This is a genomic window from Pseudomonas sp. Irchel s3a18, assembly GCF_900187535.1.
Classification (GTDB): domain Bacteria; phylum Pseudomonadota; class Gammaproteobacteria; order Pseudomonadales; family Pseudomonadaceae; genus Aquipseudomonas.
In genome coordinates this window covers 185,260-207,622 of sequence record NZ_FYDV01000007.1, presented here as the reverse complement: position 1 = coordinate 207,622, position 22,363 = coordinate 185,260, and the positions used below count along the sequence as shown (strand labels likewise).

Here is a 22,363-nt window from a genome sequence, read left to right as displayed (position 1 = left end):
CACGCGGGCGCGTGGGAACGATCAAATCAACGTTACTCGTCGTCTTTTTTCATCAACCCGGCCAGCGCGGCAAACGGGTTGTGGGTCGCCTTGGCGATTTTCGGGGTGCTCAGGGAGCCGTCGCCGAAGTATTGCTGGTCGGTGTAGCGCGAGTGTTCGTTGTCGTGGCAGTACAGGCACAGCAGCTCCCAGTTGGAGCCGTCCTGCGGGTTGTTGTCGTGGTTGTGGTCGCGGTGGTGCACGGTCAGCTCGCTCAGGCGTTTGCCGGAGAATTCACGGGCGCAGCGTCCACAGACGTGGGGGTACATCTTCAGGGCCTTGTCGCGGTAACCCATTTCCCGGTCGCGCTGGGCGTCGGCGAGGATGCGGTCCAGCTTGGCGGTATTGGACGGAGGTGTTGACGAACTCATGGGTTCACCTTTGTAAAAGACTAATGACGGTTATGACCCAAGTTTAGCTCAGCCCTTGAGCTTCTCGGCAATCCAGATGGTGTGACGGGTGCCCTTGTTGCCGTGGGCGAACACCTGCACTTCTTCGGCCTTGAAGCCGGCCTTTTTCAATTTGTCGGAAAACTGCCGGTCGGCGCCGGCCGACCATACCGCCAGTACGCCTTTAGGGCGCAGGGCTTTGGCGCAGGCGCTCAGGCCGCCCGCCGAGTACAGCCAGCTGTTGGCTTTCTGGGTCAGGCCTTCGGGGCCGTTGTCGACGTCGAGCATGATCGCGTCGAATCCCTGCGGCTCGGCTTGCAGCACCTTGGCCACGTCCTCCATGCGGATCACGGTGCGTGGGTCGAGCAGCGGGCGCCCGGACTTTTCTCCCAGTGGCCCGCGATTCCACTCCACCACGCCCGGCACCAATTCGGCGACCATCACTTCGGCGCTCTTGCCCAGGTGCTTGAGGGCCGAGGCCAGGGTAAAACCCATGCCCAGCCCGCCAATCAGCACCCGCGAGTTCGGCCGGCCGGCCACTTTGCGGCAGGGGATTTCGGCCAGGGCGTCTTCGGAACCGTGCATGCGGGTGTTCATCAACTGCCCGCCATCGCCGCCCTGGATCTTGATGACGAAATCTTCGCCGTACTCGAACAGGCACAAGGCACCGCCGTTTTCGGGGATCGGGGTGGTGTCGAGCAGAACGAAACGTTTCATGGGACTCTCATTGAGAAGGGAAAAGCTGTCATTGATCAGGGCAATCCTGCGCGCTTGGGAGTAGCCTTGAGGCCACAAGCCAGGGCAACGGAGCCATTGATGAAGCGCACCATTCTAACGGTCATTGTGTTGGCCGCGCTCTCGATAAGTGCGGCGCAGGTGCAAGCGATGCAAGCCGTCCCGGTGACACCCTCGGCGGCACCCGGTTCGCCGGGAACCGCAACACCCACCCCCTACCCGCAAATTACCCCGACCGCAGCGCCCAAGGCCGGTGGCGGCAGTGGTGGAGCTCCCTTTTTGCCGCCGATCAAGAACCCCGGCCCGCCCAAGGATCAACCCCTGCCGGGGCTTGAGCAGGTTGCGCCCAAACCCAAGACCCCAGGCGTCTAAATCTGCTGGGAAAGCAGCTGGCCGTCGGCCATGCGCAGGCGCCTGGACAATGACACGGCAATGGCGCGGATGATCTTGGCGGCAATCTTCGGCGCGTCGTTGAGCATCTTTTCCAGGGAATCCTTGCCCAGGTTGAGCAACTGGCAATGACTCGCCGCCACGCAACTGGCCGAGCGCCGTTCGCCGTCGAGCACGGCCATCTCGCCAAATGCCCGGCCGCTGCGCAGGGTCGCGATGGTGACCTGTTGGCCGTCATGGCCGGTTTTTTGCACGGCCACCTGGCCGGAGTGAATGATGCACATGAAGCTGCCGGCATCGCCCTCGTGGAAGATTTCTTCGCCCTGGGCAATGGTGCTGATGCTGAAGTAGCCGGCAGCGGCCGTGAAGTCGGCCAGTTGCAGTTGATCGAACAGGCCGCAGTCCATCAGCCAGTCGCGAATTTCGGTGTTCAGTGAGCGTGGTTCTGGCATGTCGTCAATGTCTTTTCTTGTGTCTGTTGCGGGGCTTGATCAGGGGATAACCCTCTATCGCCTGCAGGAGCGGGCTTTCCCGGCTCGCTCCACATTGGCAAATGTCTCGTATCAGCGCCAGCGGGCGGAGTTCCTCAGGCGATCCCCAGTACCTTGAAGACAAATGCGTATTCGAGGGCTACGTCACGTAATCCTTGATAGCGCCCGCTCATCCCGCCGTGGCCGGCACCCAGTTCGGTCTTGAGCAGGAGCAGGTTGTCGTCGGTTTTGCTGGCGCGCAATTTGGCCACCCACTTGGCGGCTTCCCAGTACTGCACGCGGCTGTCGTTGTAGCCGGCGATCACCAGCGTGGCCGGGTAGGCCTGGGCGCTGACGTTTTCGTAGGGCGCATAGGCCTTGATCCGCTCATACACATGCGGCTCCTGCGGGTTGCCCCACTCGTCGTACTCGGTGACGGTCAGTGGCAGGTCCGGGTCGAGCATGGTGTTGAGGGTATCGACGAAGGGCACTTCGGCAATGGCCGCCGCGAACAGCTCCGGGCGTTGGTTGAGCACCGTGCCGATCAACAGCCCGCCGGCACTGCCACCGCTGATCGCCAGTTGTGACGAGGTGGTGTAGCCGTTGGCAATCAAGTGTTCGGCACAGGCGATAAAGTCGCTGAAGGTGTTCTGCTTGTGCTCCTGCTTGCCGGCGCGGTACCAGGCTTCGCCCAGCTCACCACCGCCACGCACGTGGGCAATGGCAAAGGCCACGCCGCGATCGAGCAGGCTCAGGCGCGCATGGGAGAACCAGGGATCGAGGCTTTCACCGTAGGCGCCATAACCATAGAGGTAGAGGGGCGTCGGCTGGCCGAGCCGGTCACGCTTGACCACCAGGCTGATGGGAACCTGCGTGCCGTCGGGCGCGGTCGCCCACAGGCGCTGGCTGATGTAGGCATCGGCATCGAAAGGGCCAAGCACAGGCGTTTCCTTGAGGACTTTCTGCTCGCCGCTGGCCAGTTCCAGCTGACGCACCTGCGCCGGGCGATTCAACGCCTCGTAGCGCAGGCGGATCCGCTCGCTGGCAAATTCCAGGCTGTTGTGCACGTGCAGGCTGTAGGCAGCGTCCGGTAACTGCACCCGGTAGGTCGGCAGCCCCTGAGGGTGAACTTCGATGATCGGCAGCCCCCCTTCACGCAGGCTCAGGGTCATGGCCGTGGCGTTCAGGCTCATGCCGTCGAGCATCACCGTGTCGCTGTGGGGGATCAGGTTTTGCCAGTCGTCCTGGGTCGGCGCCACGCCGGTGTCGACGGCCTGGTACAGGGCAAAGTTGATGCCGTCGCGATTGCTGCGAATCAGCCAGGTCCACTGGTCGTCGAGCTTGCCGTGGTCGACGTCGTACTCGTGGTCTTCAATCCGCGGCGCCAGGCATGTGAAGGCCTGCTGCGGCTGTGTGGCATCCAGGGCCCAGACTTCACTGGTGGTCTTGCTGCCCAGGGACAGCAGTAACTGGCGCTCGGAGCTCGATCGATAGCAGTGCAGGAAAAACCGCCCGTCCGGTTCATGGAAGACTTCTTCGGCAGCCGTGCCGTCGAGGCGATAGCGAAACAGTTTGTGCGGGCGATGGGTCTCGTCCAGTTCAGCGAAGAACAGCGTCAGGCTGTCGTTGGCCCAGGTCATGCTGCCATCGCAGTCCTCGAACGCCAGCTCGCTGACCTTGCCGTTGGACAGCTCCTTGACGAACAAGGTGTAGGTCTCGTCGCCGATGGTGTCCAGGCTGTACGCCAGGCGCTGGTGGTCCGGGCTGATGCTGAAGGCGCCCAGCGAGAAGAAGCCGCCATTGGCCAGCTCGTTGGGGTCGAGCAGCAACTGCTCCCGGCTTTCATCGACCTGCAGGCTATCGTCGGCCGGGCGCGGGCAGCGGTAGTGCCGGGCATACTCGTCGCCGGCGATGGTACGGGTGTAGTACAGGTACGGCCCCCACGGAGACGGCAGCGACAGATCGGTTTCGAGAATCCGGCCCTTTATTTCATTGAACAGGGTTTCGCGCAGCCCGGCCTGATCGGCCAGTTGGGCTTCCTGGTAGTCGTTTTCGGCCTTGAGGTAGTCCAGCACGGGGGCTGTGTCCCGTTCCTGCAGCCAGGCGTATGGGTCATCACCGTCGGCCTTGCGGGCAATCGGGGCGCTGCAAACGTGGGCGGATCGGGGCATGTGGGGCTCTCGGACGGTGTGCAAAAGGGGCTTCACGGACAGCGGGGCAGCCTGATCCGCGAAAAGCCGTTATCATAAGCGCCTCTTTGCCTGCCATGCCATGGACACCATGACCGAGAACGACTATCTGATCGCTTGGGGCCTTTACGCCTTTGCCGCTTTGGGCTGCCTGTTGGTGTGGATGCGCATGACCCGCTGGATGTGGCGCTGGCTGCGCGAGCCGCTGCGCCTGATCGTGGCGGTGCTGTTGTTCAGCCCGACCATCATCGACCCGGTGAAGGAAAAGTTCGCACCGGCCATCGCCATCACCGCCCTGGACTTGTTGTTCAAGGTGGGGAACAACGCCTGGCGGGCCATTTCCGACCTGTTCATGTACGGCATGATCGCCCTGGGTATCTACCTGATATTCGTGTTCATCCGTTTCCCCATCGAGCGCGCCGCCAACGCGCGCAAAGAACAGGCCGCCGCCGCGAACGCCGCCGCCCGCGCCTCTGACCCCGACGATGACCAACCCTTCGGCGGTGCCGGCGATGATCGTTATGGTCGCCCCCCTGTGCCGAGCAACCCCCAGCGTTCGCGAGTCGAACCCCGCCTTTGATGGCCCCGGCATTGAAGCGAGAGTCCCGGCATGTGTGAATTATTGGGCATGAGCGCCAATGTACCGACCGATATCGTGTTCAGCTTCACCGGGCTGATGCAGCGTGGCGGTCGGACCGGCCCGCACCGGGACGGTTGGGGTATCGGCTTCTATGAAGGTCGTGGCCTGCGCGTGTTCCAGGACCCGGCCGCCAGTTGCGACTCGGAAGTGGCGCAGTTGGTGCAACGCTATCCGATCAAGAGCGAAGTGGTGATCGGGCATATCCGCCAGGCCAACGTCGGCAAGGTCTGCCTGTCCAACACCCACCCGTTCGTGCGCGAGCTATGGGGGCGCAACTGGTGTTTTGCCCACAACGGCCAGCTCGCCGATTTCCAGCCCGCAGTGAGTTTCTACCGGCCGATCGGCGACACCGACAGCGAAGCGGCGTTCTGCGACCTGCTCAACCGAGTGCGCGAAGCCTTCCCGGAGCCCGTGGAGGTCGAACAGTTGTTGCCGAGCCTGGTGGCGGCCTGCGCCGAGTACCGCAGCCAGGGCGTATTCAATTGCCTGTTGAGCGACGGCGACTGGCTGTTCTGCTATTGCTCGACCAAGCTGGCCCAGATCACCCGGCGCGCCCCCTTTGGTCCGGCACGCTTGAAGGACGTGGACGTGATCGTCGACTTCCAGGCCGAAACCACGCCCAACGACGTGGTAACGGTGATTGCCACCGAACCCTTGACCGAAAACGAAACCTGGACTCGCTACGAACCGGGCCAATGGAGCCTGTGGCGACGCGGTGAATGCGTCAGCCAGGGCAAGACCGAATAAGGAACAACCGATATGTTGCTCAGTTATTTGCGCCTGGTGTTGTTTGCCGTCGGCCTGTTGGTGGGGGTGCAGGTACCGGGGTTCATCAATGATTACGCCAAGCGGGTCGAGGCGCACCTGATCGAAGCGCAGACCGGCCTGCGGGGTTTTCAGGGCACGGCCGAGCAGTTTTTCAAGGGTGACCTGCAAGCATTGGTGGCCCATTACCGCGCCAGTGAAGACCCGGTATTTCGCAGCGATGCCGACAGCCTGAACACCCTGTTGACCCGGCAACTGGCGCTGGATAAACAGTTCCAGGCCATGCAGGGCCCGTGGTACATCCGCTTCCTGCAGGTGGTCCTGGCCGCCGACCCGGACATTCGCAAGGAAACCTGGAACGGCTACAGCTACCAGATCCTGCTGACCCCCGAAGCCATGGGCTGGGGGCTGGGTGGGGCGATGTTGCTGTCGTTCGGCCTGGAATGCCTGTTCCGCCTGATCGACTGGGTGGTGCTGGGCGGCAAGCGCCTGCGCCAGAGCCGGCCGATCGAAGAGCGGGATTTACGCGGCTTGTAATGCCGAAGAAAAGCCAGTCGCCCGCGCAGGAAGCAGTTCCTGCGCGGGCGAAGGTTTACCAGTCGAGCGAGTAGCTCATGCTGAACGTACGGCCTTCGGCGTTGGCATAGGGAGCCTTGGCGTTGGACTGGGCGTACAGGTTCTGGTAGTTGCGATCGGTCAGGTTGAATACCCCACCTTCCAGACGGCCGACCGGCAGTTCCACGGAGCCGAGCAGGTCCACCAGGGTGTAGCCATCGATGTCGCGTCCGTTGTCATCCTTGAGGGCTGCGTCGTAGCTGGCCAGCTGCATGCCTTGCAGGCGCAGGGTGTAATCGTCCTCGGTATAACCGACGAACAGCGTGGTCTTGGCGGGTGAGATACGCGTGGCCGGCAGGTCGATCCATTTGCCGTTCTGCTGGGTCTCGCCCTTGGCCCAGGCATAAGTGCCCCCCACCGACCAGCGATCGGTCGCGCGGTAGGTCAAGCTGTTTTCGATGCCGCGAACCCGTTCTTTCTGATCGATCAGGCGCAATACGCGCTCATTGGCATCGTAGAACTGGGTCACGTCCGAGGTGTTTTCATACACGGTGACGTCGGCTTGCCATTGGTCCCAGTCGCCACGCCAGCCCAGCTCGTAGCTGTCGACCTTGATGGCCTGGGCGTCGAGGGTCTGGATGTTAAAGGAGCTGTTCACGTCACGCAGGAAACGCTGGATATCCGGCAGCGAAAAACCCTGGCTGTAATTGACGAAAACGTCCTGGTTCTCACTCAGGTGATAGACCGCCCCCAGGTTGTACAGGGTAGCGTCGTACTTGAGGGTTTCGCCGGGCAGCGTCGCATAATTGCCGGTCTGGACGATCTCGCCATAGGCGATGCTGTCGGAGACGTCGCTTTCGATCCATTCACGGCGAATGCCGCCGCGCACGGTCCAGTCGGCGATGTCCCAGGACATTTGCCCGTAGATGGCCTTGGTGGTGGTCTCGGTATCCGGGCCCAGTTCAAAGGTGGTGCCGGTCTTGGTGTAGTCCAGGCCCTTGACACTGTACTGGTCACCCCGCTGGGTGGAGCGCTCGTTATCGTAGTCGGCACCCCAGACCAGATTGCCCGTGGCACTGCCAATGGCCGGCAGCGGTGTATCAATGGCGGCGCGCAGGCCGTAGACATTCTGCACGCTGTTGTTGTCGGAGACGCCAGCGTAGCCCCGCGACACGTCAGGGAAAAACAGTGCGTCAGCGCGGCGCCAGTAGCTTTCCAGTTGCAGGCCCTGACCGTGGAAGTCCTTGTCGGTGTAATTGAGATTGACGGCCTGGTTATGGGTATAGGGCTGGTCGTCGAGGTTCAGCCCTTTGATCGCGACGGCTTCCTGCTTGTTTTTCGGGTCCTTGGTGTAGCCGGTGTCCTGTTCGTCCTTGTAGTCCTGCAGCGACAGGCTGACTTTCTTGTTCTCGTCCAGCTCGTAACCGAAACGACCTTGCAGGTCATAGGTCTCGGTGTCCATGCTGCTGCCCTGGGAGGTGTCTTGAGGGATGCGGTCACCGTTGCCGTCGAACTGATCGTTGCGTTGCGTCAGGTCGGCGGACACATACCAGTCCAGGGCATCCTTGCGCCCGGTGGCACTCTGGAAGGCTTCGTAGGCGAAGCCTTTGCGGTTGAAGTTGTTGCCAGTGGTCATGCCCAGTTTGCTGCTGTAGGCAGCTTCCTGGCCCTGATTGCGCTTGGTGATGATGTTGATGATGCCGCCTGAAGCGCCGGCACCGTAGACACTGCTGGCACCGGAGACCACTTCGATGCGTTCGATGCTGGCCGGGGAGATGCTGTTGAGCTGGCGGAAATTGTCGCGCGTGGCGTTCTGCGACACACCGTCGATCAAGACCAGCACGCTGCGCCCGCGCAAGGTCTGGCCGTAGTTGCTCATCCCGCCGGTGGACGGTGCAAGGCCGGGAACCAATTGCCCAAGAATGTCGGAGACCCGACGACCCGCGCCGCTCTGCTCGCGGATTTGCTGTTCGTCGATCACCTGGACCGAGCCCGGGATCGAGGCAATGCTCGCTTCACTGCGGGTCGCGGAAACGACAGTGGCTTGCATGTTCAGGGCGCCGGACTGCTGTTCGGTGTCATCGGCCCAGCTGTGAGCACTGAAGCCACCGAGCAACGGAATCAGCAATGAGAGTTTGGTTCGGGTCATGAGGTCGTCTTTTTCTAGTTTTGATTAGCGTGGGTAGATAAAGGTGTGGGAGCGGGTGTCACGGTGAATGCCCGCACCCAACGGATTCCGAGGGCGGCCAGTGCGTAGGTCAGGGCCACCAGCCAGAAGCTGTGGGCCAGGCCGATCACGCCCATGCCGATTCCGCCGAGCACAGTGCCGAGCAAGGCACCGGCCTTGGCCGCGCTGTTGCCCAGGCCGAGGGCAAAACCCTGCTGGCTGGCGCAAACGGTATTGGCGATCAATGCATAGGCGACGGGAAGCAGGGCGCCTTGCCAGATGCCCCAGACCAGGCGGCTGGCGAGAAACCCCAGCCATTCGTTGGCCAGTGCCGTGGCGGCCAGCGTCAGGGCACACAGCCAGGCGACACCCTCGATGACGCGCAAGGTATAGGCCGGTTGCCAGCGGTCGAACAAACGCCCCCACAGCGGTGCGGAAATCGCCAGGGTGGCGGCACTTGCGGCGTAGGTGGCGCCGATCAGCCAGCCCGGTGCGTGCAGGATGTTGGCGACGTACAGGGCGTAGAAAGGCTGCGGGATCATCTTCGCGGCCTGGATCAACACGATCACCAACAAGATTGCACTCAGCCAGCCTTTGGGCAGGGCCACTGACGCAACGGTTTTTTTCTGCGAGGCCCGCGCCTTGTCGGCCGGCAGGAAAAAACTGCCCAGCGCGCATAACAGGCAAATCGCCGTTGCGCCGTAACAGAGCAAGGCGAAGCCCGAGACGTCCATCAGCCAGCCGCCCAGCACCGGGCCGATCAACGAGCCGACGGCGGTCGCCGATTGCAGGCGCGCCAGGGTATGGCCCCGCCGGGAGCTGTCGCAGCAGGCCAGGGCATAGGCTTGAGCCGCTGCGAGGAAGCCGGCCAGTGCGCCTTGCATCACGCGAATGGCCACCAGCAACCAGGGGTCGTGGGTGATGGCCGCGAGCCCTTGGCAGAGCGCCAGCGCCAGCAACGCACGAATGATCATCGGCTTGTGCCCGGTGCGGTCGCCCAGGCGACCCCACGCGGGTGTCAGGAGCATGGCCGCGAGCATCGGGCCGGCATAGACGAGTGCCGATAGCAGCGCGGTGTAGCCAGCACCCTCTGGCCCGAGCAGATGCTGGATCTGCAAGGGCCAGAACGGGCCGCTCATTTCCATGGCGCCCATGGAGACAAACTGGATGACGATCAGCAGTCTCAATGCACGCCCGTCAGCGAGCATCGGCGCTAGCTCGCAGTGGGTTGCTGAGGCGTCCGACAATGTCGGCATGACTGTCGAGCAAGCGCATGCGCATGAACGACTTTGCCGGCCAGTCCTGCTCCAGCAAGGCCTGGCGTTCGCTTTCCCAGCGTGCCGGTTCGACGCGCTCGCGCACGCTGTCGAAACACTGTGCAACCTGCGTTGCCAGGCGATCCCAAAGGATGCTTTGCGACACATTCCAGTGGCGGGCACAGAGCAATGTCAGTTCACCCAAGTGGCACATGAACGTGGTGTGCAGGAGCTTGTCGCGGACAAAACCTGCGTCGTCGTACAGGGTCATTTTCGGATCGTGCAACTGGATATCCAGGCCCTGGGCGTGCAGGGTCTTGCGATCGATGCGAATGTCACCGAAATCACGCAACAACAGACGATTCAACTGACCGTCAGCACCCATCACCATGAAGCTGTTTTGCTGGTGGGCTTCGAACGCCACGCCATACATCAGGTAGATGTCCAGCAGCGCCGGCACGGCAATCGACAGGTAATCATCGAAGAACGCCAGCATGGCCTCGCTGTCATCGCGACCCTGAGCCAGTTGGACCCAATCACGCAGCAGCGGTTGTTCGAATTCGTTGACGGCGAACAGGCTGCCGACCGGTACCGCCAACTCGCCTGCTTGCAGCAGCGTCAGAGGGTTGTCACGGTACAACACGCCGGCATGCCGGGAACGTTCCTCGTCTACCGGTTGTGCGGCGTAATGCACGCCGATGCGCTCCGGCACGATGTTCAGCAGGCGCTGAATCTGTGGCTCCTGGTCGAGAATCTGCAGCATCAACTGGCTGATGCGCGGCCCCATCCGGGCCGAGCGTGGCGACACCGTGCGTTGCACGCTGGTCAGGCGCAACGCCACGGGCAGCTTGACCATCGGCGCAACACGGCTGGCCTCGGGTACAACCGTGCGGAAGGACATGGTCGGGTGGCCGGTGAAGGCGACGATGTCAGTGATGATCAGCAGGTTGTCCGCGATCTCGTTGGCGAACGAGTGCGGCAGTTCCTCATGGGCTTGCCAGGGGTGCGACGGCAGCGGTAGGTAGTCCGCTACGTCCAGGCCCCGCTGGTGCAAGTGGTGCTGTAATTGTTCGGCGGCCTGGGGGAAGTGGCCTTGCCACCAGTCCCAGTAGTCGGCGGTGCCAGCCAGCGCTTCGACGTGGGCGTACTGGCGGTGCAGGGCGCACAACACGATCGGAAAACTCGCTTCGAACTCGGGCGAGAACGCGATGACCTGAGCGGCGCTCAAGCCCAGTTTGGTCTTGTAGTTCGGGTGCCACGGATGGCCGAGCGTGCCCCACTGTTCGAGCAGCGATGTCGGGTTCGGGTGCCCGGGACTGGCGTGGAGCCAAGCCAGCAGATTGTTGTCGTACCCGGCGCCGATTTGCTCTCTCAGGCGCTCGGTCCAGCCATGGTGGAACGCCAGGCACAGTGTGTCGTTGCTGAAGCTGTCATCCAGCTCCAGGGCCAGGCGTTCCAGGACCTGCGGGGAGGCGGACGGGGTGAGCAGCGTGCCGAGGAGAGCGAGCAGTTCGCTGGGCAACTGGATCTTGTGCGGTTGGCGGTCGGGGGTGTGCAGGACGATGCTGCCGCGCACGTCCCAACTGTTCATCCGTGTACCGGACAGGTGATCGAAGCAGAGTTGCGAACCGTCGCCAAGCGGCAGCCAGCAGCGGTTATTGTCGTCGAACCGGCAAACATCAGGGGTGATCAGGCCTTCGCGAAACAGCGCCTGGATCAGGCGTTGGAAGCTGCGTTGGGCGGCGGGATCCAGGGCATTGCACAAATGATCGAGGGTGATGCGGTGGGACTGGAACGCCTCGGTGCCGAGGGCTTCGCTCCAGCGAGAGAGCAACTGCTGTTGTTTTTGCGTATAGGCGCGCATCAGGCCCTGTTCCTTGAGGCTGTGGTTGACTGAAAGCGCGCTGAGAATACCGAATTAAAAAATTAATGCAAATGATATCAATTCCTAATTGTATGCAGGATGAGCCTCTCAGATTCTGTCCAGGGGTTTGCTCAATACCATGTATTGCTCACCCACCTCCTGCGCATAGCGCTCCACCACGTGCTGGCACAAAGTCACGATTTCCTCGACCCACTCCGCGCCAACCCGCCAGGACACGACCACCTGCAGATTCGGTGGCCGCTGCTCGATCGCCAGCAAGGTCAATTCGCTGCGGGCCAGTTCTTCTCTGACCAGTACCGGCGGCAGCGCGCCGATACCGAAGCCGTCTCGCAGCAATCGGGTGATCGCCGACACCGAGTTCACACAACTGAGTCGTGGGCTGGACACTCCGTTGGCCTGCATCAGGCTGAGCACGTCTTGATGGGGGTGGGAGTTTTTCGAGTAGGTGATGATGCGCTCGTGACCCAGTTCCGCCACGCTGGTGTAGTCGCGGTTGTAGATCGAGTGGCTGGCAACGATCCAGCCCATCGGGTGGCTGGCCAGGTCCAGGCTGCGCACACTTTCCTGGCGCAACAGGTCGGTTTGCAGGATCAGGTCCAGAAAGCCTTTTTGCAGCTGGTCGCAGAGGTTCAGTGACGTATCGGCGACCAGTTCGATTTCCAGCTGCGGGTAGTGATCGGTGATCTGCGCCACCAGCGGGCTGAGCCAGGTATGAATCACTGTGTCCATCACACCGATGCGCACCCGTCCGGCCTTGCTGGAGCGGGTTTCCAGGGACTGCTTGAGCGCTTGCATGGTGTCCATCATCTGCTCGGCGTAGTCGAGCACCTTCAAGCCTTCGGGCGTCAGCTTCACGCCCCGTGAGTCGCGCAGAAACAGCTTCACCCCCAGCTCGCTTTCCAGCACCGCGATGCGGCTGGAAATCGAGGCCTGGGTGGTGAAGAGTTTGTCGGCGGTCAGGCGAAAACTTTTCAGTCGGGCGACCCAGACAAAGGTTTCAAGGAATTTGAGGTTCATGGGATCAACTTTTTCTTATGCCTTGGCGGGGGTTTTATTAGTTGGACGGGCAGGGGGCTGTCGTCGAAAAATGCGCCAGACCCACGATATGCGTCGTTGGCGTTCATCACAATACCAATAAAAATCAGCTGGAGATTCGCCATGAGTGCGCCCGACACGACCTCTGTCGCCCAGGACAAGGCCTTGAGCCGCCCCGGTCCCTTTGACTGGTACCGCAATATCAACCAGCAGGAGCGGCGTACGTTCTGGAGCTGCAAGATCGGTTATGGCCTGGATGGCATGGACACCCAGATGCTCAGCTTCGTGGTACCGACGCTGATCGCCATGTGGGGGATCACCACGGGCGAAGCCGGGCTGATCCACACCAGTACGCTGATCGCCTCGGCCATTGGTGGTTGGGTGGCCGGGATTCTGTCCGACCGTATCGGTCGCGTGCGCACCCTGCAACTGACCGTGCTGTGGTTTGCCTTCTTCACCTTCCTCTGCGGCTTTGCGCAAAACTACGAACAACTGCTGATCGCCCGGACCCTGATGGGCTTCGGCTTTGGTGGTGAGTGGACGGCGGGCGCGGTGCTGATCGGCGAAGTGATCCGCGCCAAGGACCGCGGCAAGGCGGTGGGCATGGTGCAGTCAGGCTGGGCCCTGGGCTGGGGCCTGACGGCGATTCTCTACGCGATACTGTTTTCGATCCTGCCGCCGGAAGATGCCTGGCGCGCGCTGTTCCTGCTCGGCATTGTGCCAGCGGTGTTCGTGATCTTCGTTCGCCGCCTGGTCAAGGACCCGGAAATCTACCGCGAAGCCAAGGCCAGGCAGGAGCCGAGCAACCCGTCGAAGTTCTACGAGATCTTCGCCCCCGGCATGCTCAGCACCACCTTGCGTGCGTCCCTGCTGACCACCGGTGCCTTGGGCGGGTACTACGCGATTACCTCCTGGTTGCCGACCTTCCTGAAAAACGAACGTGGACTGAGCGTGCTGGGCACCGGCGGCTATCTGGCGATGGTGATTGTCGGGTCTTACGTCGGCTATGTGATCAGCGCCTACCTGACCGACATTCTCGGGCGCAAAAAGAACTTCATTTTGTTCGCCGTGGGCTCGTTCACCATTGTCCTGCTCTACACCCAGCTGCCAGTCAGCAACGGTGTCATGCTCTGGCTGGGCTTTCCGCTGGGGTTCTTTGCCTCCGGGATTTTCAGCGGCATGGGCGCATTCCTGACCGAGCTGTTCCCCACCCGGATTCGTGGTTCAGGCCAGGGCTTTTGCTACAACGTAGGGCGCGCACTGGCGGCACTGTTCCCGCTGCTGATCGGCCTGCTCAGCCAGACCGTGCCACTGAGTGTCGGTATCGGTGCGTTCGCGGCGGTGTCTTACGGCGTGGTGATCCTGGCGGCGTTGAGCCTGCCGGAAACCCGTGGCAAGCAACTCGAGGCGCAGTAACGGTCAATCGACGGGGGCTGCTGTAAAGCTCCCCTCGGTTAAAATGACAAAATTCCACAGGAGCACTCACTGTGAGCCGCCTGTTATTGAACTGCGACATCGGCGAAAGCTTTGGCAGCTGGACCATGGGTCTGGACGCAGAAGTGATGCCATTCATTGATTGCGCCAACATTGCCTGCGGTTTCCACGCCGGTGACCCAAGCATCATGCGCAAGACCGTCAGCCTGGCATTGAGCCATGGCGTACAAATCGGTGCCCATCCGGCCTATCAGGACCTGGTGGGGTTTGGCCGGCGTTCGATGGCGTACAGCGCGCAAGAACTGCAGGACCTGCTGCATTACCAGATCGGCGCACTGGACGGCATTTGCCGTGCCCAGGGCGCTCGCGTCAGCTACGTCAAACCCCACGGAGCGATGTACAACGACATGATGGCCAACCCCGCACAGTTGCGGGCAGTGATTCAGGCGGTCGCCGCGTATGACCGGCAACTGCCGTTGATGTTGATGGCGACCCGCGACAACAGCGCGGCACAGTTGATCGGTGACGAGTATGGCGTGACGCTGTGGTTCGAAGCGTTCGCCGATCGGGCCTATGACAGCGCCGGACGCCTGGTGTCGCGGCAACAGCCAGGCGCGGTGCATCACGACCCTGCGGTCATCATCGAGCAGGCGCTGACCATCGCCCGCGGTGGCAACCTTGTCGCCAGCGACGGAAGTGCCTTGCGGCTGCAGGCCAACACCTTGTGCGTGCACGGTGACAACGCCAGTTCCGTGGCGGCCGTGCAGCGTATCCGCGAGGCATTGAATCAGCAGGACGCGCTATGAAGCCACGGGTTGAAGTGGTGGCGATCGATTGCTTGATGGTGCGTTTGTTCGATGAAATTGCCGAAACCAACATGCCCTGGATGCTCGCGGCCTGTGCGCGATTGCGCGAAGGTTTTGGCGCGCATTTGATCGATCTGGTGCCGTCCTACACGACGCTGATGGTGCATTACGATCTGCTGGCGTTGAGCCCCGCCCAGGCGCGTGAGCTCATCGCCCAAGCGTTGATCGAGCTCAAGCCCGATACGCAGGCGGGCGGCCAGTGTCATGTGTTGCCGGTCTGGTATGACCCCAGTGTCGGGCCTGAGCTGAGTCTGCTGGCGCAACGCAGCGGCCTGGCGGTGGAGGAGGTGATTCGCCGCCACAGCGGGCGTGAGTATCAGGTGTTCGCCTTGGGGTTTGCCCCAGGCTTTGCCTTTATGGGGTTGGTCGAAGAGGCGTTGGCCGCGCCGCGTCTGAGTACGCCGCGCAAGCGTGTGGCAGCCGGGAGTGTGGGGATCGCCGAGCGGCAGACCGCCGCCTATCCGGTGGAGTCCCCCGGTGGCTGGAACCTGATCGGTCGTACCCCGGCCAGGCTGTTCGACCGTGGGCGTGATGGCTACAGCCTGATGCAACCGGGAGACCGGGTGCGCTTCGAAGCGGTCAGCCATGCAGAGTTCGTCAATCTGGGCGGCGACGATACGCCGCTGGAGGTGGTGGCATGAGCCGCTTGACCGTTGAGGCCAGCACCCCGCTGTGCCTGTTGCAGGATGCTGGCCGCTTCGGCGTGCGGCACCTGGGCGTTACTCAGGGTGGGGCGGCGGACTGGCTGTCGATGTCCTGGGCCAACAACTTGCTGGGCAACGCCATGGACGCCGCGGTGATTGAAATCACCCTCGGCGGGCTGACACTGGAGGCGCAGGAGGATTGCTGCCTGGCGCTGGCAGGGGCAGATCTTGGGGCGCTGCTGGAGGGCCAGTCGCTGGCGCCATGGCGCAGTTTCCACCTGCGTAAAGGCCAGCGTTTGCAGTTCACGTCACCGTTGCTCGGTGCCCGTGCGTACCTGGCGGCACCTGGCGGTTTCAACGCCCCGGCGGTGCTGGGCAGTTGTGCAACGGTGGTGCGTGAGGAACTGGGTGGTCTGGATGGTTTTGGTCGTCCCCTGGCCAAGGGCGCAGAGCTGACTTACTCGGGGCAGGGGCAGACCTTGCGCGAGGTCCCGCGTGACCAGCGCCCCGACTTCACCCGGCAACAACCGCTGGATCTGGTGCTCGGTGCGCAACATGGCCAGTTCAGTGGCCAGAGCCTGTTTGATGCCTTCAACAGCGGCTGGATCCTGGACAGTCGCGGCGATCGCATGGGGATTCGTTTGCTGGGACCTGCGTTGCAGTATCAGGGCCAGCCGATGATCTCCGAAGGCATCCCGCTGGGGGCGGTCCAGGTCCCACCGGACGGGCAGCCGATCGTGCTGCTCAATGATCGGCAGACCATTGGCGGGTATCCACGGCTGGGGGCATTGACGCCACTGTCATTGGCGCGGCTGGCGCAGTGTTTGCCGGGGCAGCAGGTGCGCTTGGCGCCGGTGGTGCAGGAAACGGCGCACCGGCAGCATGTCGAGTATTTGCAGCGGTTTATCTAGACACCGCAGCCCACAATGATCGTTCCCGTGCTCTGCATGGGAACGATCAGTATCAGGTCAGGTGGTACGGCTGGTTTACTTGGAAAGAAACCGCATCCCTTCTTCCAGCCCGCGCAAGGTCAGCGGGTACATCTGGTCTTCGATCAGGTCGCGAACGATGTTGGTCGAACTGGTATAGCCCCAAGTGTCTTTCGGGTACGGGTTGATCCAGATGAGCTTCTTGTACTTTTCCATGAACCGCTGCATCCAGACGTAGCCGGCTTCTTCGTTCCAGTGTTCGACGCTGCCACCGGGCTGGGTGATTTCGTAAGGCGCCATCGCGGCGTCACCGACGAAAATCACTTTGTAGTCGGCGCCGTACTTGTGCAGCAAGTCCATGGTCGAGGTGCGCTCCGAGCCACGGCGCATGTTGTTCTTCCACACCGACTCGTAGACGAAGTTGTGGAAGTAGTAGTACTCCAGGTGCTTGAACTCGGTCTTGCAGGCCGAGAACAGCTCCTCGCAGATCTTCACATGGGCATCCATCGAGCCGCCGATGTCGAACAGCAGCAACAACTTGATGTTGTTGCGGCGTTCCGGACGCATCTGGATGTTCAGCAGGCCGGCATCGCGGGCGGTGTGGTCGATGGTGCCGTCGATGTCCAGTTCGTCCGCGGCGCCCTGGCGGGCAAACTTGCGCAGTCGGCGCAGGGCCACCTTGATGTTGCGCGTCCCCAGCTCGACCTGATCGTCGAGGTTCTTGTATTCGCGCTGATCCCAGACCTTGACCGCACGGCCCTGGCGCTTGCCGGCATCGCCCACCCGGATGCCTTCCGGGTTGAAGCCGCCGGAGCCGAACGGGCTGGTGCCGCCGGTGCCGATCCACTTGTTGCCACCGGCATGGCGTTCCTTCTGTTCTTCCAGGCGTTTCTTGAACTCTTCGATCAGCTTGTCCAGGCCGCCCAGGGACTGGATCTGCGCCCGTTCCTCATCGGTCAGCGAACGCTCGAATTCCTTGCGCAGCCAGTCCTCGGGGATCAGTGCCTGCAGGTGGTCGTCGAGTTTTTCCAGGCCATTGAAGTAGGCGCCGAAAGCCCGGTCGAACTTGTCGAAATGCCGCTCGTCCTTCACCAGAATCGCCCGCGACAAGTAATAGAACTCGTCCATGTCGGCGAAGGTCACGCGCTGTTTCAGCGCGTTGATCAGGTCCAGCAGCTCGCGCACCGACACCGGTACCTTGGCGGCGCGCATTTCATTGAACAGGTTAAGCAGCATGGCTATCGCCCTCGCTCTTGTTGAACCGAGGGCTTAACGCGTGCCGCGACGGCTCATGAACGCCAAGCGCTCAAGCAATTGCACGTCTTGTTCGTTCTTGACCAGGGCGCCGGCCAGCGGCGGGATGGCCTTGGTCGGATCGCGCTCGCGCAGCACCGCTTCACCGATGTTGTCGGCCATCAGCAGTTTCAGCCAGTCCACCAGTTCGGAGGTCGATGGCTTTTTCTTCAGGCCCGGCACTTTGCGCACGTCGAAGAACACGTCCAGCGCTTCGCTGACCAAGTCCTTCTTGATGTCCGGGTAGTGCACGTCGACGATCTTTTGCAGGGTGGTGCGGTCCGGGAAGGCGATGTAGTGGAAGAAGCAGCGGCGCAGGAAGGCGTCGGGCAGCTCTTTTTCATTGTTGGAGGTAATGATGATGATCGGGCGCTGCTTGGCCTTGATGGTCTCGTCGATCTCGTAAACGTAGAACTCCATCTTGTCGAGTTCTTGCAGCAGGTCGTTGGGGAACTCGATGTCGGCCTTGTCGATTTCGTCGATCAACAGGATCACGCGCTCATCCGACTCGAAGGCTTCCCACAGCTTGCCCTTTTTCAGGTAGTTGCGGATGTCGTGGACCTTCTCGTTACCCAGTTGCGAGTCGCGCAGGCGGCTGACCGCGTCGTACTCGTACAGACCCTGGTGGGCCTTGGTGGTGGACTTGATGTGCCAGGTAATCAGCTTGACGCCAAAGGACTCGGCCAGTTGCTCGGCGAGCATGGTCTTGCCGGTGCCCGGCTCGCCCTTGACCAGCAATGGCCGCTCCAGGGTGATGGCGGCGTTGACCGCCAGCTTCAGGTCATCGGTGGCGACGTATGCACGGGTGCCTTCGAACTTCATCGGTAATTCCTCGAACGGTGACGCCGACCAGCACCGGGCAGGGCGGGCGAAATAAAATGTAATGCCCGACTATAACGCGGTGCCCGGTCGACTGTGAACGCAGACGGCTTATTCAGTCTCTGAATGGGGCGTCACATGTTGACTCGGTCAGGGTTACTGGCTCGTATCAAGAGTCAGGTTGGCGCTGACTTCTATCGAAAATCAGCAACTGGCATCGAACAGGCCTGATGATTGGCATCGCTTTGCGCGGTTGCAATCGTTACAGGACGAGTGTGTGTTTGCCGATGTGCAGCCAGGCTACGACGGCTGGACGCACCGTGGCGTGAGGCATACCCTTGAAGGCTACTCCAACGCTGCACAAGGACCCAGCCATGAGCCGTATTTTTGCTGACAACGCCCATTCCATTGGCAATACGCCGCTGGTGCAGATCAACCGTATCGCGCCACGTGGCGTGACCATCCTGGCCAAGATCGAAGGGCGTAACCCGGGTTACTCGGTCAAGTGCCGTATTGGCGCGAACATGATCTGGGACGCTGAAAGCACTGGCAAACTCAAGCCGGGCATGACCATCGTCGAGCCGACTTCGGGTAATACCGGCATCGGCCTGGCCTTCGTGGCGGCCGCTCGCGGCTACAAGCTGATGCTGACCATGCCGGCGTCCATGAGCATCGAACGTCGCAAGGTGCTCAAGGCCCTGGGCGCGGAGCTGGTGCTCACTGAACCCGCCAAAGGCATGAAGGGCGCCATTGAAAAGGCGGCAGACATCATGGCCAGCGACCCGGCCCGCTACTTCATGCCGCAACAGTTCGATAACCCGGCCAACCCGGCGATTCATGAAAAGACCACCGGCCCGGAAATCTGGAGCGACACCGACGGCGCGATCGATGTGCTGGTCGCCGGCGTGGGCACCGGCGGCACCATTACCGGTGTTTCGCGTTATATCAAGAATACCCAGGGCAAGCCGATCCTGTCGGTGGCGGTGGAACCCGTGGTTTCGCCTGTGATCACCCAGGCCCTGGCCGGCGATGAAATCAAGCCAAGCCCGCACAAGATCCAGGGCATCGGTGCTGGATTTGTGCCGAAAAACCTGGATCTGTCGATGGTCGACCGGGTTGAGCTGGTCAGTGATGAAGAGTCCAAGGCCATGGCCCTGCGCCTGATGCAGGAAGAAGGCATTCTGTGTGGTATTTCCTGTGGTGCCGCGATGGCGGTTGCCGTGCGCCTGGCGGAAACCCCGGAGATGCAGGGCAAGACCATCGTGGTGATCCTGCCCGATTCCGGTGAGCGTTACCTGTCGAGCATGCTGTTCAGTGACTTGTTCACCGAGCAGGAAAACCAGCAGTAACCCGGGTTATTGGTTGTTTGGCTGAGTGGTTGCTAAACGTATCGAGCGCTGGTTATAGTCAGCGCTCGTCGAGCGTTGCGCCCGACGTTTCATTCTCTTCAAAAAAGATCAGCCCATGCCTGCATTCCACGTCAACGCGGTAGTCGATTCAGCGGTCAACGCTGGCGTCGTGCCGTGCGGGAAACAGCAGCCAGGGCAGATCAGTCATTACCCCCCTCCTGTCAGTCGCACGCCAGTGTGCGCGGTGGTCTCACCGCCAGGTGTCGGCATTTCGGGCTGATCGGCATTTCTGCTGCTCCCTGTGCCTGCCTGAACACAAAAAAAATGAATTTCGGCTTCGGCTGAGTTGGCTTATTGCCTGATGACAGGTGGTTTTCATGTTGCTCATTTCCAAAAAGACCGCACTGGCGGCGGCCTCCACGAGTCTGTTTGTTCTGCTCTGGAGCAGTGGGGCGATTTTCTCCAAGTGGGGACTGGCCCATGCCTCGCCCTTTGCGTTCCTGTTGATCCGTTTTGCCATTGCCCTGTGCGGGCTGGTGCTGTTGGTCCCGTTGTTCAATCTCCAACGGCCCCGTGGCGGCCGGTCGCTGTGCTATGCGGCGGCCACCGGTCTGGTGCTGTTGGGCGCCTATCAGATTTTCTATCTGTTGGCGCTGGACCTCAACGTCACGCCGGGGGTCATGGCGACCATCATGGGGGTGCAGCCGATACTCACGGTGGTGTTGATGGAGCGTCAGCGTTCCTGGAGCCGGATATTCGGCCTGACGCTAGGCCTGGCGGGATTGATCATGGTGGTGTACCAGGGCATCGGTCTGGCCGGGATGTCGCTGGCCGGGATGCTCTATGGCCTGATGGCGCTGCTGAGCATGACCGTAGGCTCCATCATGCAAAAGCGCATCACTGACAATCCATTGGGTACGCTGCCGGTGCAATACCTGGCCGGGCTGTTGTTGTGCGGGGTGTTCGTGCCTTTTCAGCCGTTCCACTTTGAACACAGTGTCGGCTTCATCGTACCGGTGTTGTGGATGGGGCTGGTGGTGTCGCTGTTGGCCACCTTGCTGCTGTATCGCCTGATTGCCCGTGGCAACCTGGTGAACGTCACCAGCCTGTTCTACCTGGTGCCCGCAGTGACCGCGGTGATGGACTACCTGATCTTCGGCAACCGGCTGGCGACGTTGAGCCTGCTGGGGATGGTGCTGATTATCGTAGGGCTGGTGTTTGTGTTCCGCAAGTCAGGCTGATGCGGGCGCGACCTTCGTGATGGACGAAGGTCGCGTTTTTTCATGGCGGGCATTGCGGATCCGGCCAGCCGGAGTTCACGTCATGTCTGCGTCAGTGTGCAGAGCGTCGAGCCAGTTCGCTCGGTCAGCGCGCTCGATCATTCCCGTGTGGATGTGAAGCGGGTGGTCGGCAGGACCCAGGATGGCCGTTACTACGACCAGCATTACGCCTTGGTGGACGGTGCCGGCAAGCCGGTGACGTCAGGGGCTTACCTGATTACGCTGGCATATCCTTGAGCTGAGGTGCAGGCCGTCCGGGCAGCGCATTGAGCGTGTCGATGCGCCGCCATCCCGGAGGGTTGTCAGGCCTGCCTGGAGGCTTTCGCCGCCACGGGTTTGAGCACCAGCCACAGCGCCGCCGCAATCAAAACCCCGCCATATACATGGACCATCGACAACGGCTCATCGAGAAACAATGCCCCCCACAACACCCCGAATGGCGGGATCATGAAGGTCACGGTCATGGATTTGATCGGGCCGATCGAGGTGAGCAAGCGGAAGTACAGGATGTAGGCCAGCGCGGTGCACCCCAGGCCCAGCCCCAGCAGCGACAACCAGACGCTCCAGCCGCCCCAGCTCACGGGTGGCTGACTGATCACGCTGTAGCCGAACAGGGGAAGCAGGAACAGGGTGGCGCCGAGCATGCTGCCCAGTGCCGAGAGCCGACTGTCGAGGCCGCCTTGATGGTCGAGCCAGCGTCGCGCCAGGAACCCGGCGAAGCCGTAGCAGGTGGTCGCCAGCAGGCAGGCGAGGGCGCCCAGTAACAGTTCCATATCAAAGGCCATGGGGCCGGCGCGGGTCAGTACGGCGACACCCAGCAGGCCGAGGGCGACGCCCGCAATCTTCGACAGGCTGAGTCTTTCGCTGAAGAACAGCCCGCCGATCAATACGCCCATCAGCGGGGTGGTGGCATTGAAAATCGCCGAGTAACCCGCAGGCAGCACTTGGGCGGCCACCGAGTACAGGGTCGCCGGAATCCCGGAGTTGATCACCCCGAGCAACAGCACCGTCTTGAACTTGCCGCGAAAGTCCCAGCTGACGCGCATCAGCGCCAGGATCACCAGCAAGCCGGTGGCAGCGATGGACACCCGGAAAAAGGCAGTGGGGATTGTGCCAATCTCTGGGGCAATGATGCGCATGAACAGAAAGCTCGCTCCCCAAATGGCGGCAAGTGACAACAAACGCAGAATATCGACGGGGTTCACGGCTCGTTCCTTCCTTATCGGGGCGCAAG

At 61.8% G+C, this 22,363-nt stretch carries 22 protein-coding genes; 11 read left to right on the top strand and 11 right to left on the bottom strand.

The genetic code is table 11. The features are described from left to right. Window positions 1-32 precede the first annotated feature (32 nt). Both CKW29_RS12740 and CKW29_RS12735 read right to left on the bottom strand, forming a co-directional pair. Window positions 33-410 (bottom strand): YajD family HNH nuclease, encoded by a 378-nt coding sequence (locus CKW29_RS12740; RefSeq protein WP_095080263.1) that lies wholly within the window; start codon window positions 408-410, stop codon window positions 33-35. Window positions 411-458: 48 nt separating this feature from the next. Continuing rightward, on the bottom strand, window positions 459-1,145 hold the full coding sequence (locus CKW29_RS12735; RefSeq protein ID WP_095148619.1) for a spermidine synthase: 687 nt from the start codon (window positions 1,143-1,145) through the stop codon (window positions 459-461). Between the two features lie 99 nt (window positions 1,146-1,244). Between CKW29_RS12735 and CKW29_RS12730 the strand changes: the two genes are divergently transcribed. Further along, on the top strand, window positions 1,245-1,535 hold the full coding sequence (locus tag CKW29_RS12730; RefSeq protein WP_095145580.1) for a hypothetical protein: 291 nt from the start codon (window positions 1,245-1,247) through the stop codon (window positions 1,533-1,535). Here the strand turns inward: CKW29_RS12730 and CKW29_RS12725 are convergent. Continuing rightward, the gene (locus tag CKW29_RS12725) at window positions 1,532-2,005 is read right to left on the bottom strand and encodes a cyclic nucleotide-binding domain-containing protein (RefSeq protein ID WP_095080260.1); all 474 of its coding nucleotides are present in this window, start codon (window positions 2,003-2,005) and stop codon (window positions 1,532-1,534) included. The two genes, CKW29_RS12730 and CKW29_RS12725, sit on opposite strands and share 4 nt — an antisense overlap. Before the next feature lie 134 nt (window positions 2,006-2,139). Continuing rightward, a complete protein-coding gene (locus CKW29_RS12720; protein WP_095148618.1) occupies window positions 2,140-4,194 on the bottom strand; it encodes a S9 family peptidase in 2,055 nt (684 codons plus the stop codon). 100 nt (window positions 4,195-4,294) lie between these two features. Here CKW29_RS12720 and CKW29_RS12715 point away from each other — a divergent pair, with 100 nt between their 5' ends. From CKW29_RS12715 to CKW29_RS12705, 3 genes are read left to right on the top strand one after another with little or no spacing between them, the layout of a single operon-like run. After that, window positions 4,295-4,792 carry an MFS transporter gene (locus tag CKW29_RS12715; RefSeq protein WP_095145583.1) on the top strand — a complete coding sequence of 166 codons (498 nt, stop codon included), beginning with the start codon at window positions 4,295-4,297 and terminating at the stop codon, window positions 4,790-4,792. Between the two features lie 30 nt (window positions 4,793-4,822). Continuing rightward, window positions 4,823-5,599 carry a class II glutamine amidotransferase gene (locus CKW29_RS12710; protein ID WP_095148617.1) on the top strand — a complete coding sequence of 259 codons (777 nt, stop codon included), beginning with the start codon at window positions 4,823-4,825 and terminating at the stop codon, window positions 5,597-5,599. Window positions 5,600-5,611: 12 nt separating this feature from the next. Then, the gene (locus CKW29_RS12705; RefSeq protein WP_095145585.1) at window positions 5,612-6,154 is read left to right on the top strand and encodes a DUF2937 family protein; all 543 of its coding nucleotides are present in this window, start codon (window positions 5,612-5,614) and stop codon (window positions 6,152-6,154) included. 55 nt (window positions 6,155-6,209) lie between these two features. Here the strand turns inward: CKW29_RS12705 and CKW29_RS12700 are convergent, their stop codons facing one another. The 4 genes from CKW29_RS12700 to CKW29_RS12685 form a co-directional block, all read right to left on the bottom strand. Continuing rightward, window positions 6,210-8,321: a TonB-dependent receptor gene (locus CKW29_RS12700; protein WP_095145586.1), complete on the bottom strand. Its 2,112-nt coding sequence runs from the start codon at window positions 8,319-8,321 to the stop codon at window positions 6,210-6,212. A 14-nt stretch (window positions 8,322-8,335) separates the two neighbouring features. Then, entirely contained in the window at window positions 8,336-9,547 is a 1,212-nt protein-coding gene (locus CKW29_RS12695; protein WP_095145587.1) for an MFS transporter, read from the bottom strand. Next, window positions 9,537-11,459 (bottom strand): IucA/IucC family siderophore biosynthesis protein, encoded by a 1,923-nt coding sequence (locus CKW29_RS12690; protein ID WP_095148616.1) that lies wholly within the window; start codon window positions 11,457-11,459, stop codon window positions 9,537-9,539. Before CKW29_RS12690 ends, CKW29_RS12695 begins: the two co-directional genes overlap by 11 nt. Window positions 11,460-11,567: 108 nt before the next feature. After that, entirely contained in the window at window positions 11,568-12,497 is a 930-nt protein-coding gene (locus CKW29_RS12685) for a LysR family transcriptional regulator (RefSeq protein ID WP_095148615.1), read from the bottom strand. A gap of 141 nt (window positions 12,498-12,638) precedes the next feature. Between CKW29_RS12685 and CKW29_RS12680 the strand changes: the two genes are divergently transcribed. The 4 genes from CKW29_RS12680 (at window position 12,639) to CKW29_RS12665 (ending at window position 16,370) form a co-directional block, all read left to right on the top strand. Then, the gene (locus CKW29_RS12680; protein WP_095148614.1) at window positions 12,639-13,931 is read left to right on the top strand and encodes an MFS transporter; all 1,293 of its coding nucleotides are present in this window, start codon (window positions 12,639-12,641) and stop codon (window positions 13,929-13,931) included. A gap of 71 nt (window positions 13,932-14,002) precedes the next feature. Further along, window positions 14,003-14,755: a 5-oxoprolinase subunit PxpA gene (locus CKW29_RS12675; RefSeq protein ID WP_095148613.1), complete on the top strand. Its 753-nt coding sequence runs from the start codon at window positions 14,003-14,005 to the stop codon at window positions 14,753-14,755. Continuing rightward, a complete protein-coding gene (gene pxpB / locus CKW29_RS12670) occupies window positions 14,752-15,456 on the top strand; it encodes a 5-oxoprolinase subunit PxpB (RefSeq protein WP_095148612.1) in 705 nt (234 codons plus the stop codon). Before CKW29_RS12675 ends, pxpB begins: the two co-directional genes overlap by 4 nt. Next, on the top strand, window positions 15,453-16,370 hold the full coding sequence (locus tag CKW29_RS12665; RefSeq protein WP_095148611.1) for a biotin-dependent carboxyltransferase family protein: 918 nt from the start codon (window positions 15,453-15,455) through the stop codon (window positions 16,368-16,370). The genes pxpB and CKW29_RS12665 overlap by 4 nt, the downstream gene beginning before the upstream one ends. A 75-nt stretch (window positions 16,371-16,445) precedes the next feature. Here the strand turns inward: CKW29_RS12665 and CKW29_RS12660 are convergent, their stop codons facing one another. Further along, window positions 16,446-17,624 carry a VWA domain-containing protein gene (locus CKW29_RS12660; protein ID WP_095080245.1) on the bottom strand — a complete coding sequence of 393 codons (1,179 nt, stop codon included), beginning with the start codon at window positions 17,622-17,624 and terminating at the stop codon, window positions 16,446-16,448. 33 nt (window positions 17,625-17,657) lie between these two features. Beyond that, window positions 17,658-18,503, bottom strand: coding sequence for a MoxR family ATPase (locus CKW29_RS12655; RefSeq protein WP_093413295.1), 846 nt, complete (start codon window positions 18,501-18,503; stop codon window positions 17,658-17,660). Between the two features lie 371 nt (window positions 18,504-18,874). On the opposite strand from CKW29_RS12655, the gene cysK reads away from it, so the two are divergent. The 3 genes from cysK to CKW29_RS12640 all read left to right on the top strand — a co-directional run bounded on the left by cysK (window position 18,875) and on the right by CKW29_RS12640 (window position 21,366). After that, on the top strand, window positions 18,875-19,849 hold the full coding sequence (gene cysK / locus CKW29_RS12650) for a cysteine synthase A (protein ID WP_095145594.1): 975 nt from the start codon (window positions 18,875-18,877) through the stop codon (window positions 19,847-19,849). A gap of 377 nt (window positions 19,850-20,226) precedes the next feature. Then, complete coding sequence (locus CKW29_RS12645) at window positions 20,227-21,090, top strand: DMT family transporter (protein ID WP_095148610.1); 864 nt, start codon at window positions 20,227-20,229, stop codon at window positions 21,088-21,090. A 42-nt stretch (window positions 21,091-21,132) separates the two neighbouring features. Next, window positions 21,133-21,366: a hypothetical protein gene (locus CKW29_RS12640; protein WP_256584908.1), complete on the top strand. Its 234-nt coding sequence runs from the start codon at window positions 21,133-21,135 to the stop codon at window positions 21,364-21,366. A gap of 65 nt (window positions 21,367-21,431) precedes the next feature. Here the strand turns inward: CKW29_RS12640 and CKW29_RS12635 are convergent, their stop codons facing one another. After that, window positions 21,432-22,334 (bottom strand): DMT family transporter, encoded by a 903-nt coding sequence (locus CKW29_RS12635; protein WP_095148609.1) that lies wholly within the window; start codon window positions 22,332-22,334, stop codon window positions 21,432-21,434. Between the last annotated feature and the right edge of the window lie 29 nt (window positions 22,335-22,363).